This window comes from Jeongeupia sp. USM3 (genome assembly GCF_001808185.1).
Classification (GTDB): Bacteria; Pseudomonadota; Gammaproteobacteria; order Burkholderiales; family Chitinibacteraceae; genus Jeongeupia.
Window position 1 is genome coordinate 1084003 of the sequence record NZ_CP017668.1, and the last position, 22108, is coordinate 1106110.

Annotated in this window: 30 protein-coding genes; 27 read left to right on the plus strand and 3 right to left on the minus strand. The window is 63.3% G+C overall.

What is annotated here, in order from left to right:
* The first annotated feature begins 8 nt into the window (after positions 1-8).
* The 27 genes from BJP62_RS04995 to BJP62_RS05120 all read left to right on the plus strand — a co-directional run bounded on the left by BJP62_RS04995 (position 9) and on the right by BJP62_RS05120 (position 19821).
* A complete protein-coding gene (locus BJP62_RS04995; RefSeq protein ID WP_070527306.1) occupies positions 9-500 on the plus strand; it encodes a hypothetical protein in 492 nt (163 codons plus the stop codon).
* On the plus strand, positions 500-892 hold the full coding sequence (locus BJP62_RS05000; protein WP_070527309.1) for a hypothetical protein: 393 nt from the start codon (positions 500-502) through the stop codon (positions 890-892). The genes BJP62_RS04995 and BJP62_RS05000 overlap by 1 nt, the downstream gene beginning before the upstream one ends.
* On the plus strand, positions 892-1113 hold the full coding sequence (locus tag BJP62_RS05005) for a phage head-tail joining protein (protein WP_009521720.1): 222 nt from the start codon (positions 892-894) through the stop codon (positions 1111-1113). The genes BJP62_RS05000 and BJP62_RS05005 overlap by 1 nt, the downstream gene beginning before the upstream one ends.
* A 38-nt stretch (positions 1114-1151) precedes the next feature.
* On the plus strand, positions 1152-2636 hold the full coding sequence (locus tag BJP62_RS05010; protein WP_205700958.1) for a phage portal protein: 1485 nt from the start codon (positions 1152-1154) through the stop codon (positions 2634-2636).
* Position 2637: 1 nt separating this feature from the next.
* The gene (locus BJP62_RS05015) at positions 2638-3954 is read left to right on the plus strand and encodes a S49 family peptidase (protein ID WP_070527314.1); all 1317 of its coding nucleotides are present in this window, start codon (positions 2638-2640) and stop codon (positions 3952-3954) included.
* Between the two features lie 3 nt (positions 3955-3957).
* The gene (locus BJP62_RS05020) at positions 3958-4335 is read left to right on the plus strand and encodes a head decoration protein (RefSeq protein ID WP_070527316.1); all 378 of its coding nucleotides are present in this window, start codon (positions 3958-3960) and stop codon (positions 4333-4335) included.
* Between the two features lie 75 nt (positions 4336-4410).
* Entirely contained in the window at positions 4411-5415 is a 1005-nt protein-coding gene (locus BJP62_RS05025; protein WP_070527319.1) for a major capsid protein, read from the plus strand.
* Complete coding sequence (locus BJP62_RS05030) at positions 5415-5693, plus strand: hypothetical protein (RefSeq protein ID WP_070527322.1); 279 nt, start codon at positions 5415-5417, stop codon at positions 5691-5693. Before BJP62_RS05025 ends, BJP62_RS05030 begins: the two co-directional genes overlap by 1 nt.
* A 10-nt stretch (positions 5694-5703) precedes the next feature.
* Positions 5704-6129, plus strand: coding sequence for a hypothetical protein (locus tag BJP62_RS05035; RefSeq protein ID WP_070527325.1), 426 nt, complete (start codon positions 5704-5706; stop codon positions 6127-6129).
* Between the two features lie 4 nt (positions 6130-6133).
* Entirely contained in the window at positions 6134-6337 is a 204-nt protein-coding gene (locus BJP62_RS05040; protein ID WP_070527327.1) for a hypothetical protein, read from the plus strand.
* 2 nt (positions 6338-6339) lie between these two features.
* Positions 6340-7092, plus strand: coding sequence for a hypothetical protein (locus BJP62_RS05045; protein ID WP_070527331.1), 753 nt, complete (start codon positions 6340-6342; stop codon positions 7090-7092).
* Entirely contained in the window at positions 7092-7493 is a 402-nt protein-coding gene (locus tag BJP62_RS05050) for a hypothetical protein (protein ID WP_070527334.1), read from the plus strand. Before BJP62_RS05045 ends, BJP62_RS05050 begins: the two co-directional genes overlap by 1 nt.
* Before the next feature lie 29 nt (positions 7494-7522).
* The gene (locus BJP62_RS18630) at positions 7523-7678 is read left to right on the plus strand and encodes a hypothetical protein (protein ID WP_009521710.1); all 156 of its coding nucleotides are present in this window, start codon (positions 7523-7525) and stop codon (positions 7676-7678) included.
* Positions 7679-7681: 3 nt separating this feature from the next.
* Positions 7682-8323, plus strand: coding sequence for a DUF6441 family protein (locus tag BJP62_RS05055; RefSeq protein WP_070527337.1), 642 nt, complete (start codon positions 7682-7684; stop codon positions 8321-8323).
* Complete coding sequence (locus BJP62_RS05060; RefSeq protein WP_070527340.1) at positions 8323-11019, plus strand: phage tail protein; 2697 nt, start codon at positions 8323-8325, stop codon at positions 11017-11019. Before BJP62_RS05055 ends, BJP62_RS05060 begins: the two co-directional genes overlap by 1 nt.
* Before the next feature lie 5 nt (positions 11020-11024).
* Complete coding sequence (locus BJP62_RS05065; RefSeq protein ID WP_070527342.1) at positions 11025-12083, plus strand: hypothetical protein; 1059 nt, start codon at positions 11025-11027, stop codon at positions 12081-12083.
* Positions 12080-13642 (plus strand): hypothetical protein, encoded by a 1563-nt coding sequence (locus BJP62_RS05070; RefSeq protein ID WP_070527345.1) that lies wholly within the window; start codon positions 12080-12082, stop codon positions 13640-13642. Before BJP62_RS05065 ends, BJP62_RS05070 begins: the two co-directional genes overlap by 4 nt.
* 5 nt (positions 13643-13647) lie before the next feature.
* Entirely contained in the window at positions 13648-14436 is a 789-nt protein-coding gene (locus tag BJP62_RS05075; RefSeq protein ID WP_070527347.1) for a DUF2163 domain-containing protein, read from the plus strand.
* Positions 14437-14454: 18 nt separating this feature from the next.
* Complete coding sequence (locus BJP62_RS05080; RefSeq protein ID WP_009521704.1) at positions 14455-14682, plus strand: hypothetical protein; 228 nt, start codon at positions 14455-14457, stop codon at positions 14680-14682.
* The gene (locus BJP62_RS05085; RefSeq protein WP_070527349.1) at positions 14679-14894 is read left to right on the plus strand and encodes a hypothetical protein; all 216 of its coding nucleotides are present in this window, start codon (positions 14679-14681) and stop codon (positions 14892-14894) included. The genes BJP62_RS05080 and BJP62_RS05085 overlap by 4 nt, the downstream gene beginning before the upstream one ends.
* On the plus strand, positions 14894-17167 hold the full coding sequence (locus BJP62_RS05090; RefSeq protein ID WP_070527352.1) for a phage tail protein: 2274 nt from the start codon (positions 14894-14896) through the stop codon (positions 17165-17167). Before BJP62_RS05085 ends, BJP62_RS05090 begins: the two co-directional genes overlap by 1 nt.
* The gene (locus BJP62_RS05095) at positions 17167-17787 is read left to right on the plus strand and encodes a hypothetical protein (RefSeq protein ID WP_236943665.1); all 621 of its coding nucleotides are present in this window, start codon (positions 17167-17169) and stop codon (positions 17785-17787) included. The genes BJP62_RS05090 and BJP62_RS05095 overlap by 1 nt, the downstream gene beginning before the upstream one ends.
* Before the next feature lie 3 nt (positions 17788-17790).
* A complete protein-coding gene (locus BJP62_RS05100; RefSeq protein WP_070527358.1) occupies positions 17791-18141 on the plus strand; it encodes a DUF2793 domain-containing protein in 351 nt (116 codons plus the stop codon).
* Between the two features lie 67 nt (positions 18142-18208).
* Positions 18209-18514, plus strand: coding sequence for a DUF6127 family protein (locus BJP62_RS05105; RefSeq protein ID WP_070527361.1), 306 nt, complete (start codon positions 18209-18211; stop codon positions 18512-18514).
* Positions 18511-18987: a hypothetical protein gene (locus BJP62_RS05110; protein ID WP_070527364.1), complete on the plus strand. Its 477-nt coding sequence runs from the start codon at positions 18511-18513 to the stop codon at positions 18985-18987. Before BJP62_RS05105 ends, BJP62_RS05110 begins: the two co-directional genes overlap by 4 nt.
* Positions 18988-18992: 5 nt before the next feature.
* On the plus strand, positions 18993-19451 hold the full coding sequence (locus BJP62_RS05115) for a lysozyme (protein WP_236943696.1): 459 nt from the start codon (positions 18993-18995) through the stop codon (positions 19449-19451).
* A 79-nt stretch (positions 19452-19530) separates the two neighbouring features.
* Positions 19531-19821, plus strand: a complete 291-nt coding sequence (locus BJP62_RS05120; RefSeq protein WP_070527369.1) for a hypothetical protein — start codon at positions 19531-19533, stop codon at positions 19819-19821.
* Between the two features lie 4 nt (positions 19822-19825).
* Here BJP62_RS05120 and BJP62_RS05125 read toward each other — a convergent pair whose 3' ends face one another.
* From BJP62_RS05125 to BJP62_RS05135, 3 genes are read right to left on the minus strand one after another with little or no spacing between them, the layout of a single operon-like run.
* Entirely contained in the window at positions 19826-20773 is a 948-nt protein-coding gene (locus tag BJP62_RS05125) for a COG2958 family protein (RefSeq protein ID WP_070527371.1), read from the minus strand.
* Between the two features lie 13 nt (positions 20774-20786).
* Positions 20787-21563 carry a nucleotidyltransferase gene (locus BJP62_RS05130; protein ID WP_070527374.1) on the minus strand — a complete coding sequence of 259 codons (777 nt, stop codon included), beginning with the start codon at positions 21561-21563 and terminating at the stop codon, positions 20787-20789.
* Positions 21564-21567: 4 nt separating this feature from the next.
* Entirely contained in the window at positions 21568-22104 is a 537-nt protein-coding gene (locus tag BJP62_RS05135; RefSeq protein WP_236943666.1) for an SLATT domain-containing protein, read from the minus strand.
* Positions 22105-22108: the final 4 nt, after the last annotated feature.

Consider the following 22108-nt stretch of genomic DNA (forward strand, 5'->3'; position numbering starts at 1 on the left):
GAAAAAACATGAGTCTTGCTACCCGTATCGAAAGCCTGGTCATCCGCGTCGCGCAGGAGTTCAACGACGTCCGCGCCAAGGCAGGCAATCTGGCCAACCTCACCACCACCGACAAATCGAATCTGGTCGCGGCCATCAACGAACTGAAGGCCGCCGTGGTGTCCTCGGCGGTGATCGACGATGCGCACGTCGCGGCCACGAGCACCTACTCGTCGAACAAAATCGTCTCGCTGCTCGATGCGCTCAAGACCGAGATATTGGGCGGTGCCGATGCCGCCTACGACACGCTGGTGGAAATCCAGCAACTGCTGCAGAACGGAACCAGCGGTCTGGATGCCTTGCTCGCCGCCGTCAACAACCGTGTGCGCTTCGATGCGGCGCAGTCGCTGACCGTGGCCGAGCAACTTCAGGCACGCAGCAACATCGGAGCCGTCGCAGCCACCGATGTCGGCAATACCGACACAGACTTCGTCGCGGTCTTTGTGGGTGCGCTGGTCTGATGAGCCTCGCATCGCGCATCAGTGCGCTGGCCAATCGTGTCGGGCTCGAGGTTAAGACCAAGATCGACGCCACCCACCCCGGCGTGGCCCGGGCGTGGGTGTGTTTCGGCTATGTCGGCACGCAGGTCGTCGTGCGCGCATCGCACAACGTGGCCAGCGTGACCCGGACGGCGGCGGGTCGCTACCGGGTGACCTTCGCCACTGCCATGACGGATTCCAACTACTGCTGGACGGCGCTTGCCCGCAGCAGCACCAACAGCGGCACGCAGCGCATTGCCATCGTGCGATCCAGCGCCGACCAGAAGACCGCCCAGCACGTCGACGTCAGTTGCGCCACCACGTCCGCATCGTTCGACGACTCCTCCGAAATCAACCTTACGGTGTTCCGCTGATGGCCTACACACAAGCACACCTCGACGCACTGGAAGCGGCGCTGGTCAAGGGCGAAAAGCGCGTGACTTTTGGCGACAAGACCGTCGAGTACCGCAGCGTCGATGAACTCCAGGCCGCCATTGCGGCGGTCAAGCGCGACCTCTTCGAGCAGGCCGTGGACACCGGACTGTGGCCTGGCGCGCCACGCCAGATTCGGGTCACCACCGGCAAAGGGTTCTGAACATGCAATGGTTTGACCGAATGCGTAGACGCGTCGGCATGAGTCTGCTTGGCGGCTCCCCGTTCTATGACGGTATCGGTGGCGGCCGTCGCGCATTGGCGTGGCAGGTCGGCAATCCCGGTGCAGTCGCAGCACTGGCGTTCACCCAGAACGAATTGCGCGCCAAGAGCCGCGATCTGGTACGCCGCAATGCCTGGGCTGCGGCAGGCGTTGAAGCCTTTGTCTCGAACGCCATTGGCACCGGCATCAAGCCGCAGAGCATGTTGGCCGATCAGTCCTTGCGCGAAGCGATCCACAGCCTGTGGTGGGACTGGTGCGAGGAGGCCGATGCCGCCGGACTGACCGATTTCTACGGACTGCAGGCCTTGGCCTGTCGCGCCATGCTCGAAGGCGGGGAATGTCTGGTGCGGCTTCGCTATCGCCGCCCGGAGGATGGCCTGCCGGTGGGCCTGCAATTGCAGTTGCTCGAACCCGAACACCTGCCATCCACGCTGAATCAGGAATTGGCTTCGGGAAATGTGATCCGTGCGGGCATCGAATTCGACAAGCTCGGAAGGCGGGTGGCTTACCACCTGTATCGCTCACACCCGGGTGATGGCTCACTGGCTCCGATGTCGGGCACTGGTGGCGTGGTGGGCGGTCTCGACACAGTGCGTGTCCCGGCCAGCGAAATCATTCACCTGTTTCGTCCCTTGCGGCCCGGACAGATCCGGGGCGAACCGTGGCTGGCGCGCGCACTGGTCAAGCTCAACGAACTCGACCAGTACGACGACGCCGAGCTCGTGCGCAAGAAAACCGCCGCGATGTTCGCGGGCTTCATCACGCGCCTGTCACCTGAGGACAACCTGATGGGTGAGGGACTGCCGGATGCCAGTGGTGCAGCATTGGCCGGGCTGGAGCCGGGCACGATGCAGATCCTGGAGCCCGGCGAGGATGTGAAGTTCAGCCAACCCGCCGACGTTGGCGCGAGCTACGCCGAATTCCTGCGCATGCAGTTCCGGGCGGTGGCAGCGGCGATGGGCATCACCTACGAGATGCTGACCGGCGACCTGACGCAAGTGAACTATTCGTCGATCCGGGCCGGGCTGCTGGAGTTTCGCCGCCGCTGTGAGGCCATCCAGCACGGCGTGATCGTCCACCAGCTGTGCCGCCCAATCTGGCGTGCCTGGATGGAGCAAGCGCTACTTGAAGGCGCGCTGGCGCTGCCGCAGTTCACCGAGAAGAAGCGCGACTACTTCGCGGCCAAATGGATTCCACAGGGTTGGCAGTGGGTCGATCCCAAGAAGGAATTCGACGCGATGCTGACCGCCATTCGCGCCGGGCTGCTGTCTCGCTCGGAAGCCATCTCGGCTTTCGGCTACGACGCCGAAGACATCGACCGCGAGATCGCAGCCGACAACCAGCGGGCGGACGAACTCGGTCTGGTCTTCGACTCCGACCCACGCCACGACAAAGCGCCTCTGAGCGCTCCCATGAATGCGGCCGCCACGGTGGCAGTGCCGCAAGACCATCAGGACAACTGACATGCAACTCGTTCATCTGGCGTCCCGCCTCTACGGGACGCCGCTCCTCATTGCGCGCCCCAAACTCGACGTGATCCTCTCGGTGCTGGGTTCCCGCATCGGCTTGCCCGATCTGGACATGGCGATGCCGCTATCCGTCCCTCGGCAGATCACCGCAGCCAGCCCTGCCGGAATTGCGGTCATCCCAGTGGTCGGCACGCTGGTCAAGCGTTCGATGGGCATCGAGGCCGCCTCCGGGCTGATGTCCTACGGCGAGATCGAAGCCCGTCTGGATGCTGCCTTGGCCGACCCGCAGGTGACGGGCATCCTGCTCGATCTCGATTCTCCCGGCGGTGAGGCCTCGGGCGTGTTCGAGTTGGCCGAGCGCATTCGCGCCGCCAGCCAGATCAAACCGGTCTGGGCGCACGCCAACGATGCCGCGTACTCGGCGGCCTTTGCCATCGCGGCGGCATGCCAGCGCCTGACGCTGTCACAAACCGCTGGCGTCGGGTCGATTGGTGTGATTGCGCTGCACGTCGATCAGTCAGTGAAGGATGCCAAGGACGGACTGAACTACACCGCCGTCTTCGCGGGCAGCCACAAGAACGATTTCTCACCGCACGAGCCACTCAGCCCGCAGGCCACCACTGCGCTACAGAGCGAGGTGGATCGGCTCTACGACATCTTCGTGAATCAGGTCGGACAAATGCGCGGCCTCGCCCCGGATGCCGTGCGTGCCACCGAGGCAGGTGTGTTTTATGGCGAACAGGCGGTGGCAGTAGGACTCGCCGACGCAGTCATGCCGCTCGAACAGGTGATGACCGAATTCACCGATGCGCTGGCCGCAAAGCAGAGGCTTGCGCAGCCGGGAACGGCCCGCGCCTCACCGCGCAGATTGTCCACGCAGCCTCTCTCAACCTCGCCCCGACCTAAACCTTTCACCCTGGAGAACATCATGAAAGAACCCCAAGACGATCACGACCGCCACGACCAACCGAGCGATCCGACCGACACCGACCCGCAGGACGATCAGCCGCAGCCCGACGGCGATCCGCAACCGACGCCTGCGGCCCATGCGGCACTGGCGCAGTCCTTCGCCAGCGGGCGAGGTCAGGCGCAGGCCATCGCGGAGCTGTGCCTGATCGCAGGTCAGTCGCAACGCACGGCGGAATTCTTGTCTGCGGGCTTTTCCGAAGCGCAGGTGCGCCGCGCCTTGCTCGATGCCCGGGCCGACCAGCCCGAAATCGCCTCCCGTATCACCGCCGACACCGGCACCACCGCACGTCCTGAAGACAGCCCAGTGGTAGCTGCCGTCAAAAAACTCACCGCCAAGGAGTAAGCCATGACCGCCATCGCACAACCGAAGAATCTCGGCGACCTGCTGAAGTACGAAGCGCCGAACCTGTACTCGCGCGACCAGGACACCGTCGCTGCCGCGCAGAACTTGCTTCTGGGCACCGTGGTGGGCCGCGAAACGGCCACTGCCAAACTCAAGGCCATCGACCCAACCGCCACCGACGGCACTGAAACCACCGTCGGCGTGCTCGGCAACGACGTCGATGCAACCTTGATCGACCGCGAGGACGCCATCCTGATTGCCCGTCACGCCATCGTCGCGCATGGCGCATTGATCTGGCCGACCGGCATCAGCAACGCGCAAAGGGCTGCTGCCATCGAGCAGCTCGAGGCACTGGGCATCCTGACCCGCGATAGCGCCTGATCCAGCCCGATACCGCCACTTCACTCCCCCTGAAAACCCGCCGCTGGCGGGTTTCGTCATTTTTGGAGATCCAAAATGCAGAACCCTTTTGAAAACCCCGGCTTCTCGATGGCCAGCCTGACGGCCGCCATCAATCTGATCCCCAACCGCTATGGTCGGCTGGAGGCCTTGAACCTGCTCCCGGCCAAGCCGGTGCGCACCCGACAGATCATCGTCGAGGAGTACGCCGGTCGCCTGAACCTTCTGCCTACCCGCGCGCCGGGCTCGCCCGGCACGGTAGGTGAACGCGGCCAGCGCAAGCTGCGCTCCTTCGTGATTCCGCACATCCCGCATGACGATGTGGTTCTGCCCGAGGAGGTTCAAGGTCTGCGCGCCTTTGGTTCGGAAACCGAGATGGAGGCCATTGGTGGCGTCATGGCCCGGCATCTGGAAACCATGCGCAACAAGCACGCCATTACCTTGGAGCACCTGCGCATGGGGGCGCTCAAGGGGCAGATCCTCGACGCCGATGGCAGCGAACTGATCGATCTGTTTGACGCGTTCGAGATCACCCCAGAGACGGTTTCCTTCGAACTCGGCACTGCGGGCACCAACGTCAAGGCCAAATGCTCCGCTGTGCTGGCCAAGATCGAGGACAACCTCAAGGGCGAATTCATGAACGGCGTGCACTGCCTGTGCTCGCCCGAATTCTTCGCCTCGCTGACTGGCCACGCCAAGGTCGAGAAGGCCTTCGAGAACTGGCAGAACGGCGCGATCCTGATCAACGACGTGCGCGCCGGATTCACCTACGGCGGCGTCACCTTCGAGGAGTACCGAGGGCAAGCCACCGATGCCAATGGCAACACGCGCCGCTTCATCGCCGCAGGTGAGGCCCACGCGTTCCCGCTGGGCACGGTGGACACCTTCGCCACCTACTTCGCGCCTGCCGATTTCAATGAAACGGTGAACACGCTGGGGCAGCCGCTGTATGCCAAACAGGAGCCGCGCAAGTTCGACCGGGGCACCGATCTGCACACGCAATCGAACCCGCTGCCGATGTGCCATCGCCCGGGCGTGCTGATCAAGCTGACCTCCGCCTGATGGACGTTGCGACGTTGTACGAAGCCGCCCGCAACGCAGGGCTGCTCACCGCCGTCACGGTTGCGGGCACCACGGTGCATTGCGCCTTCCGCGCTCCGGACGAAACCGTGCTCGATGGCTTCGCGCTCTCTCGCGACTACCAGCTCGACTACCCAGTCTCATGGCTGACGTTGGTTGCCGGGAACACGGTCGAGATCGCGGGCGTGACCTATCAGGTGCGCGACGTGCGCGCCATCGGTGACGGCTCCGAACGTCGCGCCTCGCTCTCCCAACTTTGAGGTTACTGACATGAACTCTGTCCGCGAGCGCATCTTGCGGGAGGTCATCGCACGCCTGTCTTCTGCGATTGCACCGACTCCGGTGCTACGCATGCCCGCCGTGCCGGTCACCCGTGAGGCCAGTCCCGCGCTGTTGCTGTTCGCCGACGGCGACAGCATCACCGCCCACGCCAACCACCTCGTCGACCGGCTGCTGATCCTCCGGTTCGCCGTCGTGGCACGCGGCGCGGATGCCTTCGACGTGGCCGATCTCGCACTGGTCGCGGCCCACGCGGCCTTGCTGGCCGACCCGAATCTGGGTGGGCTGGCCATCGCCGTGCGCGAGATCGATTGCGAATGGGAATTCGATGACGCCGACGCCGGTGCCACCGCGCTCCCAGCCCGATACGAAATCCGCTACCGCACCCACGCCACCGATCTCACCCAAACAGGATGAACCCATGCAAATCGAACTTCTGAAACCCCACACCCACGCAGGCAAGCGCCTCGCCGTGGGTGATCGCATCGACCTGAACGACGCCAGCGCCCGCTGGTTGATCGCGCAGGGTGTTGCCAAGGCCGCTACGGCGTCCGCCACCCCCACCACTGATTCCAAACCCGCCCGCCGTGATGCTACGCCCGGCACCACCACCCAAGGAGACTGAACATGGCTTACTTTTCCGGACAAGGCCGCGTCTACATCGGCGCACGCGATGACCTCGGCAATCCAGCAGGACTGACCTTCGTCGGCAACGTGCCCGAGCTGAAGGTGTCGCTGTCGGTGGACACCATCGAGCACCAGGAAGCGCAGTCGGGCCAGCGCCTGACCGACCTGCAGCTCATCAAGACCAAGAAAGGCGAATTCGCCTGCACGCTGGAAGAGCTGATCGCCACCAATCTGGCGCTCGCGCTCTACGGCACCACGACCACCATCACCCCCGGCACCGTGACCGGCGAGCTGCTGCCCAACCCGGTTACGCCGGGCAGTCTCTACCCGCTGGCTATGCAGAACGTGTCCGCCGTGCAGATCCAAGATTCGGATGCCACGCCCAAGACGCTCCCCGCCAGCCAGTACAGCGTCAATGCCAAGCACGGCTCGCTGGTGGTGCTGGATGCCACGTCGGGCGGCCCGTATACCGAGCCGTTCACCGTCGATTACGCCTATGGCGCGGCGCAGAGCACTGCGATGTTCACCCAACCGCTGCCCGAGCGCTGGATTCGCTTCGAGGGACTCAACACCGCCGACGGCAACCGCGAGGTGGTGATCGACCTGTACCGCGTGGCCATCAACCCGGCCAAGGAACTCTCCATCATCACCGACGAACTGTTGAAGTTCGAATTGTCGGGCCAAGTGCTGGCCGATCTGACCAAACCGGTCGGCGGTGATCTCGGGCAGTTCGGTCGTCTGGTACTGCTGTGATGGGCGGCTTCAAAACCTTCCCCCCTGAACCTGTCGTCGTGACGCTGTCCGGTACCGCGCTGGAACTGACGCCGATCCGGTTGGGCGAGTTGCCACGGCTGCTGGCTGTGGTGTGCCCACTGGCCGAGGAGATCAGCAGCGATCCGGACTGGATGGCGCTGCTGGGGCGACACGGCGATGCCGTGCTCGATCTGCTGGCGATCACCACCCGGCGCGAACGCGCGTGGATCAACGATCTTTCGCTGGAGGACGCCGTGCAGTTGGCCGCCGCCGTGTTCGAGGTCAACGCGGATTTTTTCGTGGCGCACGTCGTTCCGGCGGTTCAGGGCGCGGCCCAGCGACTCGCCCCGACGCTGCGCTCACTGACGAACTCGGCTGGGACAGTGCCGTCGCCCGCCTGATCCGCGCCGGACACCGTCTTGGCGACGTGATGGCCTACACGCTCACGCAAGCGCAAGCCTTTCTGGATGCCGACGGCCAGATCGAACGGCAGCAACTTGCCCAGTTGCTCGGCATTCATGCCGTGGCGGCACAGGGCGAGAAGCGTGGCATCGAACAACTGCAACGCGATCTTCTGAAGGACTGAAACGTGCGCCTCTCACTCACCACCACCGGCTTGCTGGACCCGCGCCAGTTGGCGGCGTGGAGTACCGAGCAACGTCGTGTCATCCACGCTGCCGTCGCCAAGGGTATGCAATCGGGTGGGCGTGAGGTGCGTGACGCGGCGCGTTCCGAGATGCGCAGCGCCTTCACCGTCAAACGCAACAGCTTCATCTCCTCAATGGGCGTGAAGGTGTGCGACAAGAAGCCCGAACAACTGCCCGCCTTGCTGGTGGGCAGCAAGATTCCGTGGCTCGGTCTGCACGAGAAAGGCGGCACGGTGAGCGGCAATCTGCTGATTCCGCTACTGCCCGGACGCATCGGCCCCAAACGTTTCAAGGCGGTCATCGATGGCCTGATGCGGTCGGGCAATGCCTTCTTCATCGAGAAGAACGGTCGCGTGCTGCTGATGGCCGAGAACATCAAAGAGAACGCATCGCAGCTAGGCCGTTTCAAGCGCGCCGAACGTGGTCGTACTGGCGCGAAACAGATCAAGCGCGGTCAGGAGATTCCCATAGCCGTACTGGTCAAGCGCGTCGATCTCAAGCGGCGGCTGAATCTGGCGGGCGGGGTGCAGCGTGCATTGCCAGCCTTGGCTCGCGCGATTCAACAAGAACTGGACAAAGTCTGATGGCAAGCAATCGTGCCCAAATCCTGATCAGTGCCGTCGACCAGACCAAGGCCGCCTTCGACTCGATCAAGCGGGGCCTGGGCGGACTCACCGATACGGCCAAGAGCGTCAATGGCGTGCTGGCCAATCTCGGCGTGGCAGTGTCGGTGGCGGGCCTGACCGCGATGGTGAAATCGGCCATCAACACCGGCGACGCACTCGACGAGATGTCGCAGCGTGTGGGCGTCAGCGTCGAGACCCTGTCGGTGTGGAAACCGGCAGCCGAGCAGTCCGGTGTTTCGGGCGAATCGTTCGAGAAGGGTCTGCGCAAACTCTCCACCACGATGCTGGAGGCCGCGACCGGATCGGAGGACGCAGCCCGCAATTTCGCGGCGGTGGGTGTCGAGTTCAAGAACCAGGACGGCACGCTGCGCGCCACCGATCAGGTACTGCTCGATCTGGCCGAACGCTTCAAAGCCATGCCCGACGGCGCGGAAAAAACCGCGCTGGCAGTGCAATTGTTCGGCAAATCCGGGGCGGAGCTGATCCCGTTCCTGAATCAGGGCCGCGATGGCATCAACGAGCTGGCTGCCGAGATGCAGGCGCTCGGTGTGCAGATGAACAGCGAAACAGCGGCGCAGGCGGGCAACTTCAACGATGCGCTCGACAAACTGCACCTGGCCACCCAGAGCATCGGCAACCAGATCATCGCGTCCTTGCTGCCCGCCCTGAACGACATGGCCGGTGGCATGGTCGAGTCGGCCAAGCAAGGCGGTACGCTGCGCGCGATCCTGGACGGCGTGGTGCTGGTACTCAAGACCCTGGCACTCGGTGCCGCCACGGTCGGCAAGGCCTTCGTCGCCTTGGGCGAAGCGATTGGTGCCGGTGTCGCGGCGGCGGTCGAAGCCCTCAAGGGCAATACCGAGGGAGCCAAGGCCATCATCGCCGACCTCAAGGGCAATCTGGTCAAACGATTGGATGATCTGGCCGCCTTCCGCGACAGCCTGTTCGATCCCAAGCCCATCGAGGTCAAGGCTCCCAAGATCCAGGCCGATCCTGAACTGCTGCAGCGGCTGACCAAACCCAAGCCCGTGCAGGACACCACCGGCGCACAGACCACCTTGATGAAGGCACAACTGGACGCCGAGTTCGCGCTGCTCAAGGACGGTTTGACCCGGCAACAGACTGCGCTGGATGCCGCATTGGAAGACCGTCTGGTGTCGGTGCGCGGTTACTACACGCAGAAAACGGCCATCGAGCAGCGCGAGGTCGATGCCGAGATCGCGCGCAAGCAACAGGAGCTGGCCCGTAGTCAGCAAGTCGCCACCACCGGCAAATCGGAAAACGACCGCCTGAAAGCCAAGGCCGAGGTCGCCAAGGCGGAAGCCGACCTGATCACGCTCAACAATCGGCGCACGGACATCGAGCAGGCCAACGCCCGCAAGGCGGCGCAAGCCGAGCGTGAGCTGGCCGATGCCTTGGCGCAGGCGCGTGAGGAACTGGCACAGATCACCGGCACAGCCACGGATACCGACCGGCAAGCCGCCATCGAGCGCAGCTACCGTGATCTGCGGGCACGGCTGGCGGCAGAAAGCGATGCCGACGGTGTGTCGCTCGTTGACCGGTTGATCAATGTGAAGGCGGCACAAGCCAATCTGGCGGCACTGGAGGCGCAATGGCGACAAGTCACCGAACGGATGCGCAATGCGCAGGAGGCGATCCAGACCCAGCAACAGGCCGGATTGCTGACCGAAGCGCAGGCTCGCCAGCAGATCGTGACCCTGCAACAGCAATCGGCCACCGAGATGGAACACTTGCTGCCGACCATGCAGCAGGCGGCGCAGGCCATCGGGCCGGATGCGGTGATTCGCGTGCAGGCGTGGCGCAACGAGCTGGATCGCACCCGGCTCACGGTCGATGAAATGGCTCCGCTATGGAATCGCATCGGCGAGAGTTTTGGCGGCGCGCTCAACGGGATGATCACCGGCGCGCAGACCTGGCGCAGTGCCTTGGCGAGCATCTTCCAGCAGGTGGCCGATGCTTTCCTGCAGCAGATCGTGATCCAGCCCTTTCAGCAGTGGATCGCCATGCAGGCGCGGATGCTGGCGCTCAAGCTCGGTTTCATCCAGCAGGAACAGGTGGCAGACGCTTCCGCCAGCGCCGCCAAGGTCGCGCAGAAGTCCGCCGAGACCACGACCGTGGTGTCGATGGATGCGGCCAAGGCTGGCGCAGGAGCCGCCGCGTCGCAGGCCTCCATTCCCTACGTTGGCCCGGCACTCGCGGTGGCCGCGATGGTGGCAATGGTCGCCGCAGTGATGGCGCTCATGGGTGGCATCAAGAAGTTCGCTGGCGGTGGTTTCGTCTCAGGCCCGGGCAGTGCCACCTCGGACTCGATCCCGGCCCGCCTGTCAGCTGGCGAGTACGTCGTGCGGGCAACCGCAGTGCGCCAAGTCGGCGTGGCCTTCCTCGACTCGATCAACGGTTTGTCAGCAGGCCCGCGCTTCAAGGGTGGCGAGCTGGCTTTCGCAGCAGGTGGGCTGGTGCCGGAGGCGAAAGTGCCGCCCGCGCAGCCGCAGGTCAGTCAGGCCGTGCGCATCGTCAACGCGGTTGATCCGGGCGTCACCCACGACCACCTGCAGTCGCCTGCTGGAGAGAAAGTCATCGTCAACATCATCGGGCGCAATGCACGGGCCATCCGTGCGGCGCTGCAAGGGTAAATCAAATGGCACTTCTGTTCATCGACGGCTTTGACCACTACGACCCACAGGCCGTGGACAGCTTTGGCGATCCGTGGCTGGCGCGCGGCAAGGCGGCGTATCTGTCGCCTCAGGCCACGCGCATCAATGGTCGTCGCCCATCGTCCTACGCCCTGCGTTTGCCGGAAGGTTCAGGCGGCGGCTACGTCAAGAACCTCGACGCCACCAAGACCAGCTTGATCGTCGGTGCGGCCATTCGCGTGGTGTCGTACCAGAACACTTACACCGAGCCCTTGCTGCTTGGCGTGCGCGACGCCAACTCGCAAGTCGCCCACCTCGTGAAAATCGGCGAGGACGGTCGGCTCAAGCTATACCGCTGGCAGTATGGCTATGACCAGCTGATCTCTGTGTCGGTGGCGAGCGCTCCCGCTCGCGGCTGGCACTACATCGAACTGCAGGTCACGCAAGGCACCAGCAACGGTGTGCTGTCGGTGCGCCTCAACGGCATCTTGGCCATTCAGATGACCGCGCAGAACACCACTCAAGGCGGTGGCCAACTGCTCACGGCATTCGTGGGTGCGGTACCCGGCCAGAACTGTCCGCTCACCATCGACGTCGACGACTTCTACATCGCTGACACTACCGGCACGATCAACAACACCTTCCTTGGTGATGTGCGCGTCGACGCACTGCAGGCGCAGGCCGATGGCAGCCTGAATCAGTGGACTGCCAGCCCAGTCGGTATCACCGCATGGGAAGCCGTGAGCGATGAAGATGAAGCAACGGAGATCAGTGCGCTCAGCGCTGGGCTGCGCCAGTCCTTCGATGTCGAACCGCTGCCGGTAATGGCCACACCTGCCATCTACGGTGTGCAGCTTACGATGCTGGCACGCAAGACCGACGCCGGTCTGGGCAAGGTCAAAGGCCTCGTGGTCAGTGGCGCGCAGAGCGCCGTCAGCACCGACATCATTCTGCAAGAGCAACTGGCGTGGCAGAGCACGTTGTTCGAGCGCAACCCGAACGGCAACGTGCAGTGGACGGAAGCTGCCTTCAACGCTGCTGAGTTCGGGGCGGAGTCGGCATGACCGAGCGCGTCGTCGTTCAGGACATCGCGGAGACTGCCAGCAAGCCGACGCCTGGAAGTGAACTGCCTGAATTTCAGGGCGAAGTGCTGTCGCGCGCATCCTTCGGAGCCAGCGCGGTCACCTTCACGCCCGAGACCGCCATTGCACCGGTTGCGCCCAACTTGGCCGCGAACTGGATCGCCGAGTCTCTGGCGTACCCGTGGCCGCCCATCGATGCGCCGATGTTTCTGGTTGAAGTGCTGCGCCGGGACACGGCATCAAGCGCCATCGTTGCGACCGGTATGGACGCATTCGGCGACCAACCGTGGCCCGACGCACAACGCGGCGTGTTCGCCTTCCGCCACGACTGGGCCGAACCGCTTGTCGAAAGGCTGGAGTGGCAGACCAGCGTCACGCGGCTGGCCAGCGGCAACGAATCGCGTCAGGCCCGCCGCCGCATCCCTCGGCGTTCGCTCACCTACAAGGTCGGCAACGCACGACAGTCCGACGCGCTGGTGGCCGACTGGCTGGCCGACCATCTGGGCAAGACGGCGTGGTGGCCGCTGCCACAGTACGCCGTTCACCTCACCCAATCCGCCGAACGTGGCGCGCTGGCGCTCGATGTGTCGGATGCGGACTGGAGACATTTTGGCCCGCCATCCGCCGCATTGCGCCTGACCAACGATGGCGTGCAAGGCTGGCAGGATAGTGATCGCTGGGCCTTGATCGTCGCGGCCGATGGCTGGCAGGTCGCCCGACTCAGCGACGTGGAAAGCGATCTGTTGTGGCTGACCGAGCCCTTGGCGCGTGCTGCCGGGGCCGGTAGCTGCTTGATGCCATTGGTGTGGGGGAATGCAGTCGATCCGGCGGATCTGACCCAGTGGGTGCCGGGGATGGTCGGTGGCCGTGCCACGGCAACCATCGCCCCCGCGCAAACGCCAGATATGGATGCCCTCGACGACCCGTGGATCGATGAGATTCCGGTCTGGCCCGATGGCAACTGGCGTGACGACCCTGCCGCTACGGTGACCGGAGTCATCACGCGCCAGGATTTCTCGCCTGCCGATCCTTGGGTGCGCCGCGACGATCCTTGGCCTGCCACCACCTTCCAGCGCCGCTATCTGGCCAGCACACCAGAGGAGATCGATATCTGGCGGGCGCGGCTGTGGCGCACACAGGGGCGACTGGAAGCCTTCTGGCTGCCAGATGGCGTGGCACCAGTGCTGTGGGTAACTGCCGAGGCTGATCCCGAGGACGGCTTCCTGCGCGTGACCGGTGATGACGTCTCTGCTTTCTGGCATCGCCCCGCCGCCTGCCTGATCGTGCATCCGGACGGCACCCGCCAATACGCCCTGACGGCGACCTGCCATCTGGATCAAGGCGATGTGCTGGTGCTGCGCTCCGCCCTCAATGAATGGGTGCCTGAAGGCAGCCGGGTGATCCGACTCGCTCGCTGCCGTCTCGACCACGACGCTGTCGAGCTGTACTGGCACAGCCCAGCGCTGGTTGAGATTACGCTGACGGCGCGGCAGTTACCCGAACCGCGTGGCAACGACCGCCAAACTTACGAGGGAGAGTGAAGCCCATGAGTCAAAACCCTCTGATGGAAGTCGAGCTATACGCCTTCACTAGCGCCAGCGGCGAGTTCCTGCTGACGCCTCACGAGTTCGACGTCGACCTCGACGGCAATCTGTACACAAGCCTTTCCATCGAGCGCAACGAACTGGCACTGGGTGCCGAGGCGGCCAAATCAGCGCTGGAGCTCAAGCTGCCACCCGACGTCGATCTCGTGCGCCATCTGTTGGCTACGTCGCTCACCGGGGAGACCACCGCGATCACGCTGCGCATCGCACGGCGCGACACCTGGGACGACTACTGGTGGTTGTCGGGAACGCGCTGGATGGGCCGGGTTCTGGGCGTCGAGATTGCCGACGACGTTGCTCGCGTTCGCTGCGAAAGCGCGCAGATCAGTTTGAAACGCATCGGCCTGCGTCGCCTCTACAGCCGCAAGTGCTCGCACGTCCTGTATTCGAGCGCCTGCGGTGCATCACCCATCACCGCCAGCGCCTTCGTGAGCAACAGTTCCGGCCGCAACGTGGAACTCGACGGCGGCGTGCCGGGCAGCGTGAGTGGCGGTGTTGCCGGTGGCTGGCTGCAAACGCCCGAAGGCGCTCGCCACATGATCGTCAGCGACTACGGCAGCGGCGTGGAGTTGCTCTATCCGGTGGCCATTGAAGTTGGCACCGAGGTGCTGTTGACGGTTGGTTGCGATCACAGCACGCAAACGTGCGCATCCCGCTTCGGCAACCTCGACAACTACGGCGGCTTTCCCGCCATCCCGAGCAAGAACCCGTTTTCGACGGGCGTGTTCTGAATCCCTGGAGAAATTGCCATGTGGTACCTCGTCGTCATCGTGGTGGCGGCGCTGGTTTCGGTCGCGCTTGCCCCGAAACCGCCCGAGCCCAAACCTGCGTCGCTCTCAGATGTCGATGCACCCACCGCTGAAGAAGGCCGACCGATTCCCGTCGTGTTCGGCACGGTGCTGCTGCGCGGCTCCAACGTCGTCTGGTACGGCGATCTCGAAGCCGATCCGATAAAGAAGAAAGGTGGCAAGAAGTGAACACATCGACTGTCATCACCATCGATCACGTGCGCGCCGTTGGCCTGTGCGTGAACGGTACACGCACGTGGTTCGCCCGTCACGATCTGGATTTTCGCGCGTTCCTGCGCGATGGCTGTGATGCCGAAACCTTGCTGGCCACCGGCGATGCGATGGCCCAGCGCGTGGTGAGTTATGCAGAAGCGCACGCACGCCAGCAGGGGCAACACTGATGGGTGGCAGCAGCAAAAAGCAAACCGTCGGCTACCGCTACCGGATGGGTCTGCATCTGGCCCTGTGCCAAGGGCCCGTCGATGCTGTGCAGGAAATCCAGATGGGCGACCGTACCGCGTGGGGCGATGCCGACCGCGCACCGCTGTCCTCTGGGCATGGCTTGACCAGCATCAGTATCAACAAGCCCGATCTGTTCGGCGGCGACTCGCATGAAGGCGGAGTGGTCGGCAACATCGATGTGCTGTCTGGCCACGCGGGCCAAGGTCGTAACGACTACCTGATGAGCCGCCTCGGTAGCGCCATTCCGGCCTTCCGGGGCGTGTTGTCGCTGGTGGCCCGCAAGATCCTGTTCGCGGCCAACAACCCCTACATCAAACCGTGGGCGGTACGGGTGCGCCGCTTCACGGCAGGCTGGTTTGAAGCGCCGTGGATGGAATGGAATGCCGAAGTCCGAACCTGGGATGAGGACGAGGGCCGCGAGATCAGCGTAGGAATGAATCCGGCCCACATCCTGGTGCAGTGCCTCACCGATCCGCATTGGGGCATGGGCTATCCGCAGAGCACCATCGGCTGGAGTTTCTGGAATGCGGCGTGGGCTTTGTCGAGCGAAGGCTTCGGCCTCAATCTGATCTGGACACGCCAACAGCCCATCGAGAGCTTCATCGGCCAGGTCATCGACCACATCGGTGGCATCCTCTACACCGACCCGGAGCAAGGCACGTTTGAGCTCAAGCTGCTGCGCGACGACTACTGGATCGATAGCCTGCCGCAGTTGGGGCCCGACGAGATCGTGCGCCTCGAACGCTTCGAACGCGCCCAGTGGGGCGAACTGCCCAACGAACTGACCGTGGTCTACACCGACTGGCAAACCGGCGGCGACACCACCGTCACCGTGGAAAACCTCGCCGCCATCCAGTTGCAGGGCGGCGTGATCAACCAGCGTCGTGACTATCCCGGCGTCAACCACGGGCCGCTGGCCGCGAGGCTGGCGCTGCGTGATCTGCGGGCTTTGGGCTCGCCACTGGCTCGAATGAGTATGACGGTGGCACGCGACACATTGGAACGCGCGCCGCTGCCGGGTGATGTGTTCCTGTTGAACTGGCCACGCTTGAGTGTCGATCAGATGGTGGTGCGCGTCACCGGCATCGATACCGGCACCTTGGGTGCAGGCGATTGGCGCATCGAGGCCATGGAGGATGTGTTCGGCATGAGCAACACCGTGCTCTCGCCCCCACCGCCGCGCGTCGATGAACCGATCATCGAGCCGCTACCGCCATCACTGGTGCTGGCCGTCGAGGTTCCCTATTGGGAGCTGGCCCGGCGGCTATCACGGGCCGATCTCGCGTACCTGACAGACACCGACACCTATCTCGGCGCACTGGCGGCCGCAGGCGGTACCGGGCAACTGAACTGGCAGCTGGCCACTGGTGCCTCGAGCGGCGATCTCGCTGCCGTCGTTGGCGAGGACTACGCGCCACTGCTCACCCTCGATGCCGCCTTGCCTGCATCCGAAGTCGATGCGCTGACAGTGCCGGTGACCGCTGTCAGTCAGCCGGAAAGATTGGCCGTGGACGATTACGCCTATCTGGTGGACGCCGGAGGGGCCATTCGGGAAGTGGTCGCCATTCTGGCCTTCGACACGGCCAATGCAACTGTCGACCTTGCGCGCGGCGTGCTCGACACCACGCCGCAATCCCATGCTCTGGGCACACGGCTGATCGGCGTGGGTGAATGGCTTGCCTCGGAGGGCGCTGAGCGCGCACCGGGTGAATCGGTGTTCGTGGGCGCGATCCCGCGCACGTCGACCGACCAAGGCGATCCGGCACTGGCCACCAATGGCCAGCCAATCGTGCTGGCCGGTCGGCAGTCCTTGCCGTATCCACCCGGTCGCATCCGACTCAATGGCCAGACCGAACCTGCCGTGGTGGCCGGTGACCTGACCGTCGCGTGGGCACACCGCGACCGCACGCAGCAAACCGCCTACCTCGTGCAGCAGGACGAGGGCGATATCGGGCCGGAACTGGGTGTGACTTACACGGTGCGCATCCGTAATCGAAATGGCGTTCTGGCGCACACCGAATCGGGTCTGATCGGAACTTCCTTTGTCTGGACTGCCGCAGTCGCCACGCCCGAGGCCGGTGCGCTGGGCGACCGGATCACGGTCGAGATCAGCGCCGAGCGCGATGGCTTGAGCAGCTGGCAGCCGCAGGCGCGAGTCATGGATCGGACGGGCTACGGCCTGCGCTGGGGCCAGTATTGGGGAGGTGTGTGATGGAAGCGCGATTGGATGTACGTGTGGAACCACGCATCGATGTTCATCTGCTCACCCTGAACGAACCTGCCGAATGGCGTGAAGCCTGTATTGCCAGCCTCGAAGGCGCACCGATCCAGTTGCACGTTTTGCCGGGCATTCCGGGTCGCATTGGCGAAGCACGCGCCGCTGGCTATGCACAAGGCACCTTGCCGCTGGTGTCCTTCGTCGATCCCGACGATCTGTACGAAACCAGCGCCTTCACGCAACTGGCGGATGCGCTGGATGCCTGCCCGCAGGCAGTGATGGCCTACACCGATGAGGCGCTGACCGACGAGAACGGCCACGACATCGCGGTGCGGCGTCTGGCCTACAGCCGCTGGCAGCACGCCAACAGCGCCAGTCACGTTCACGGCCTGATCGTGATGCGGCGCTCGGTCGTGGATGCCGTGCTCAAGGAAACCGCCGACCTCAACAACTTTGCCGATTGGCTGCTGACCCTGCTGGTGGCCAAGCGTGGCGGCGTGCTGTACCTGCCCATCGTCGGGCGTCACTGGCGACAGCACCCGCAGCAGAGCCACCGAACTGGCGACCCGGAAGCAGTCCGGCGCATTCGCCAAGCATCGAATCTCTGGAGATAGACCATGTCATCAATCGACCCGAACCTTGGACTCAACTATGGCTGGACGCTTGGCGAGAGCGGCTGGGATACCGGCATGGACGCCAACCTCAAGCGCCTCGGCGCGGTGGTCGGCCTGTCCGTGAAAGACCGCGACCTGACCACACCACCGGCCAGTCCCGCCAACGGCGACCGCTACCTCATTCCTGCCGCCGCCACCGGCGTGTGGGCAGGCAAGACCAACCAAATCGCCGCTCGCATCGCCGATGCCTGGGAGTACCACACGCCCAAGATCGGCTGGCTTTGCTACATCGAGGACGAGGCCAAGCTCTCGGCCTTCAAGTCCACCGGCTGGAGCGCAGGCCTCGCCATCTGATTTCCCTTCCTTCGCACCCACCAGAAACCCGCCCCCGAGGCGGGTTTCGCATTTCTGGAGAACACCAATGACCGAACCTGAACAACAACAGCCCGCGCACGTGGAGAACATGCTGCTCCTGCGCCGCGAGGACTTCGACGAACTACTGGCCCACGCCGCTGAGCGCGGAGCCGAACGAGTTCTGGCCCACCTTGGGCTGGAAAACGGCCACGCCGCCCGTGACATCCGCGAACTGCGCGACCTGCTGGAAGCCTGGCGCGATGCCCGTCGCACGGCGTGGCAGACCACCGTCAAGGTCATCACCACCGGCATCCTGGCCGCGCTGCTGGTTGGTGCCGCCATCAAGCTCAAACTGATGGGAGGCCCGCAATGATCGAAACTCTACTTGGTGGCCTCCTTGGCGGGGCCTTCCGTCTCGCGCCTGAAATCCTCAAGTGGCTCGACCGCAAGGGTGAGCGCGGCCATGAACTGGCGATGCAGGACAAGGCGCTGGAGTTCGAGAAGATTCGCGGTGCGCAACGGATGTCGGAAATCGACGCGGGTGCCGACGCCGCGTGGAATGTCGGAGCCATCGAAACCCTGCGCGAAGCCGTTCGCACGCAGGGCGAGAAAACTGGCGTGCGCTGGGCCGATGCACTGAGCTCCAGCGTTCGCCCAGTCATCACCTACTGGTTCATGGCACTGTACTGCGCCGCCAAGACGGCAACAGTCACAGCCGCCGTGACAGGTGGGGCTGGCTGGGGAGTTGCCATCCTGTATGCATGGACGGAGGCCGATCAGGCGCTCTGGGCTGGGGTGCTGAACTTCTGGTTCCTCGGGCGCGTGTTCGACCGGGGGCGGCCGTGATCGAGATGCCGAGTGCGGCCATCGAGCTGGCCAAGCACTTCGAGGGGTTCGAGCGCAAGGTGAAGCGCGGAATCAAAATCACCGCCGTTCCCTACGTCTGCCCCGCAGGCTTCTGGACGATTGGCTATGGCCATCTCTGTGATCCCAAGCATCCGCCGATCACGGAGGCAGAAGCCGAGGTCTATCTGGTGCGCGACCTCCAATCGGCGCTCACCGCCACATTGCGCTACTGCCCGGTACTGGCCACCGAGCCCGAGAACAGGCTCGCCGCCATCGTGGACTTCACGTTCAACCTTGGCGCCGGGCGGTTGCAGACGTCGACACTGCGACGGCGCATCAACCAGCGGGACTGGGCTGCCGCCGCAACGGAGCTGCGACGCTGGGTCTATGGCGGCGGGAAAGTGTTGCCGGGACTCGTTACGCGGCGAGAGGCTGAGGCCGCTTGGCTGCTACGCAACGTGTGATTTCAAACCGCGCAGAAGTGCTTGGCTTCGCTGCCGAACAGCGCGTTCATGTCATCCATGCCAACACGGAGTATCAACCATGAGTAACCGATTCAAGCACGCCGTCATTGACGACGTCACCTCACGCAACATTGACGCCAGCCTACAAGACAACCTGCTTGACCTGTTTGAGTCGGCCATGAAGTCGGTGGCCACGACACTGGTGCGTGAGGCCAAATTCGACACCACCGACTTCGCCACCGCCAAGGGGCGCGGCTGCGAGGGGTTCACGCTGCTGGTGAGCCGCACGCGCGCCGACTCGCGCGACGGCTGGTTCGGGGCGTTTCAGCGTGGCGATGAACGCCTCGACGTGATCGGCCATCTGGAATAAATCGTCAGTCCTCCGTCGCGGGAACATCCCAGTCCGCCAGCCGCGCCTCACCGGTCTGGTAGAACTGCTTCACCAGCTTCACGTACTCCAGAAAATCCCGGTTCTCCGTGGCCAGCCGATTGGCCATGTCCCAATCGATCTCGTCGCGCTCACGCGCCGGAATCAGTACCTGGCTGTCGGCAGGGTTGTCCACGTCCAGCTTGATGAAGCCGATGCCGTGGGCAGCGAAGAGCATTCGTAGCTCCTTCAACGTGTCGGTGCCGCCGATTTCCGCCGCGACCAAATAGCCGAAGTTGGCCCACGACGAGTTTGAAACGGCCTGAAAAAAGCACTCGCGCACGTTCGAGCGGTTGATCAGCAGCTTGGCCTCGAACGACCACAGCTTTGTGCGTTTATCCGAATACTGGTTAACGCAGTCGCGCACCTCCTGGTGCCAGTCTGCGCCCAAGTCCTCCATGCCGACCACGTCCGGGTACAGCCAGCGGTTGCCGTTGGGTCCGCGCTTGTTGGACGAGCGCTTCTCGTCGACGCGCTTGGAGAACACGCCGAATTCCTCCCACAGGTATTGCGACAGCAGTGGGTACAGCGCGTGCTCGTCAATCTTTAAAGCACTCAAATCCGCAGCCGCTGACGTACCCTCGCTTTCGACTGCCGCCACTTCGGCGCTGTCCGAGCGCTCCGAGTAGTAGTACTTGCGCGGCCGTCCCTCTGTCGTTTTCAGCTCTGGGTGCTTCGTTTGCATGCGCGGGCGCTGTGAGCTGATTTCTGCGACGAGCTGCTGAACCAAGTCCGCATCAGACTTGATGTAATCGCCACGACTATTGGCCCGCTTTTCCTGGCACTCATCAGGGTAGGTGGCAAAAACCCATTCGGCGACTTGCCGAGCAGTGAACTTTTCCTCGGGACGTTCCTTCAGGTAGCCAATGACGGCTTTTGCCAGGTTCAATGCCATTTCAATCCTCCCCTCAAAGCCTGAACAACTTCTTGATCTCATTCTCTGCCGTTACCTGCATCTGGTCTTTCTCGCATTGCCTGACCTTGGCCACGATGTTCTTTGCGCGCGTGATTTCATCGTTCACCCACTGCGAGTACGACGAATTGGTGTTCAGGTTTTCGATAACCGCAAGGAAATAGTCTTTCTGGTTTGTCAGAAACCAGAAGCTCAGGCCGCAGACCCATTTCTCCATTTCGAAGGATTGAAACGGAAATCCGGCGGTCGCGTTCCAATACTTGAAAAGACGAATGGTCGGCTTGATCAACGACTTGTGTTCCTTGTTTTTCGCTTCAAGCGTGGCGTTAAAGTCGTTCGGATTCGTGGTCATCCAGCCGCCTGACCCGTTGGGAATCTGAAGCTCGCCGAGCCACGTTTTCGTCGCGGGCACCAAATCGAACTTGATGTGGTTCAACTCGAGAACAATGGTCGGGCTGGACTGATAGATTTCCGATGAGCCGTACCGTTTTTCGACAAAAGTCTTCAATCTATTCAGGTACGTCTGCGGTGTGGCGCTGCCATCACTGAAGACCACTATGTAGTCGATATCGGACTGTTCGTCCATCGAGCGCGGCAGGATCGTTCCTCGCGTTGAAGAACCGAATCGGAAATGCTGGGCAATCACGCCGCTGTCAAAGTGCAGCGCCATCCGAGATTGAAGCGTTGTGATCGAAGTCGTGATCGACGACTGCTCGGTTGTAGAGAGCACGGCACTGCTGGCCGTGTCCGTCAGAAAACTCAATACCGACATCCTGTTATTTCTCCTTGTCCACTTTGTGGGTGGCTTCGCCTTCTTCGATGCCTTTGCGTGCGGCGACAAATGCATGCCTTGGAATGCTCGGGCTCTTCTGGTTCAGCTCATTGCGTGCAGAGGAAAGGGCCTTCAGTCTCTCAGGAAGCTCCCCCTGCCGATCAGTCTCAAGCAATTCGATCTCGCGGAAAAAGCGGGCTTCATTCCGAAGAGCCAAAAACTGTCCGGCAGCGGCCCGGTGCATTGCAGCGCGCTCGTTGGGCTTGAGAAAGGTCATCAAACCTGTCAGTAGCGACGCCAACAAGGTGAAGGCACTGGCCCACTCAGGTTGGCTTTTGACCAGAGCGGCACCTGCAATCGCGCCCAGAGCGGTTGCTGGCACACCCAGCCAGTAGTTGCGACGAACCCATGTATCTTCTGCGTTGAAATGCCCCTTGCTCGAATACAGGGCGTCTTCTTCAAGGCGCTCAGCCTCTCTGCAAAGAGCAGCAATTTTGGCTTGATCGTTCGGAGTTGTTCCAGCCATTACGTCCTCCACCATCTGA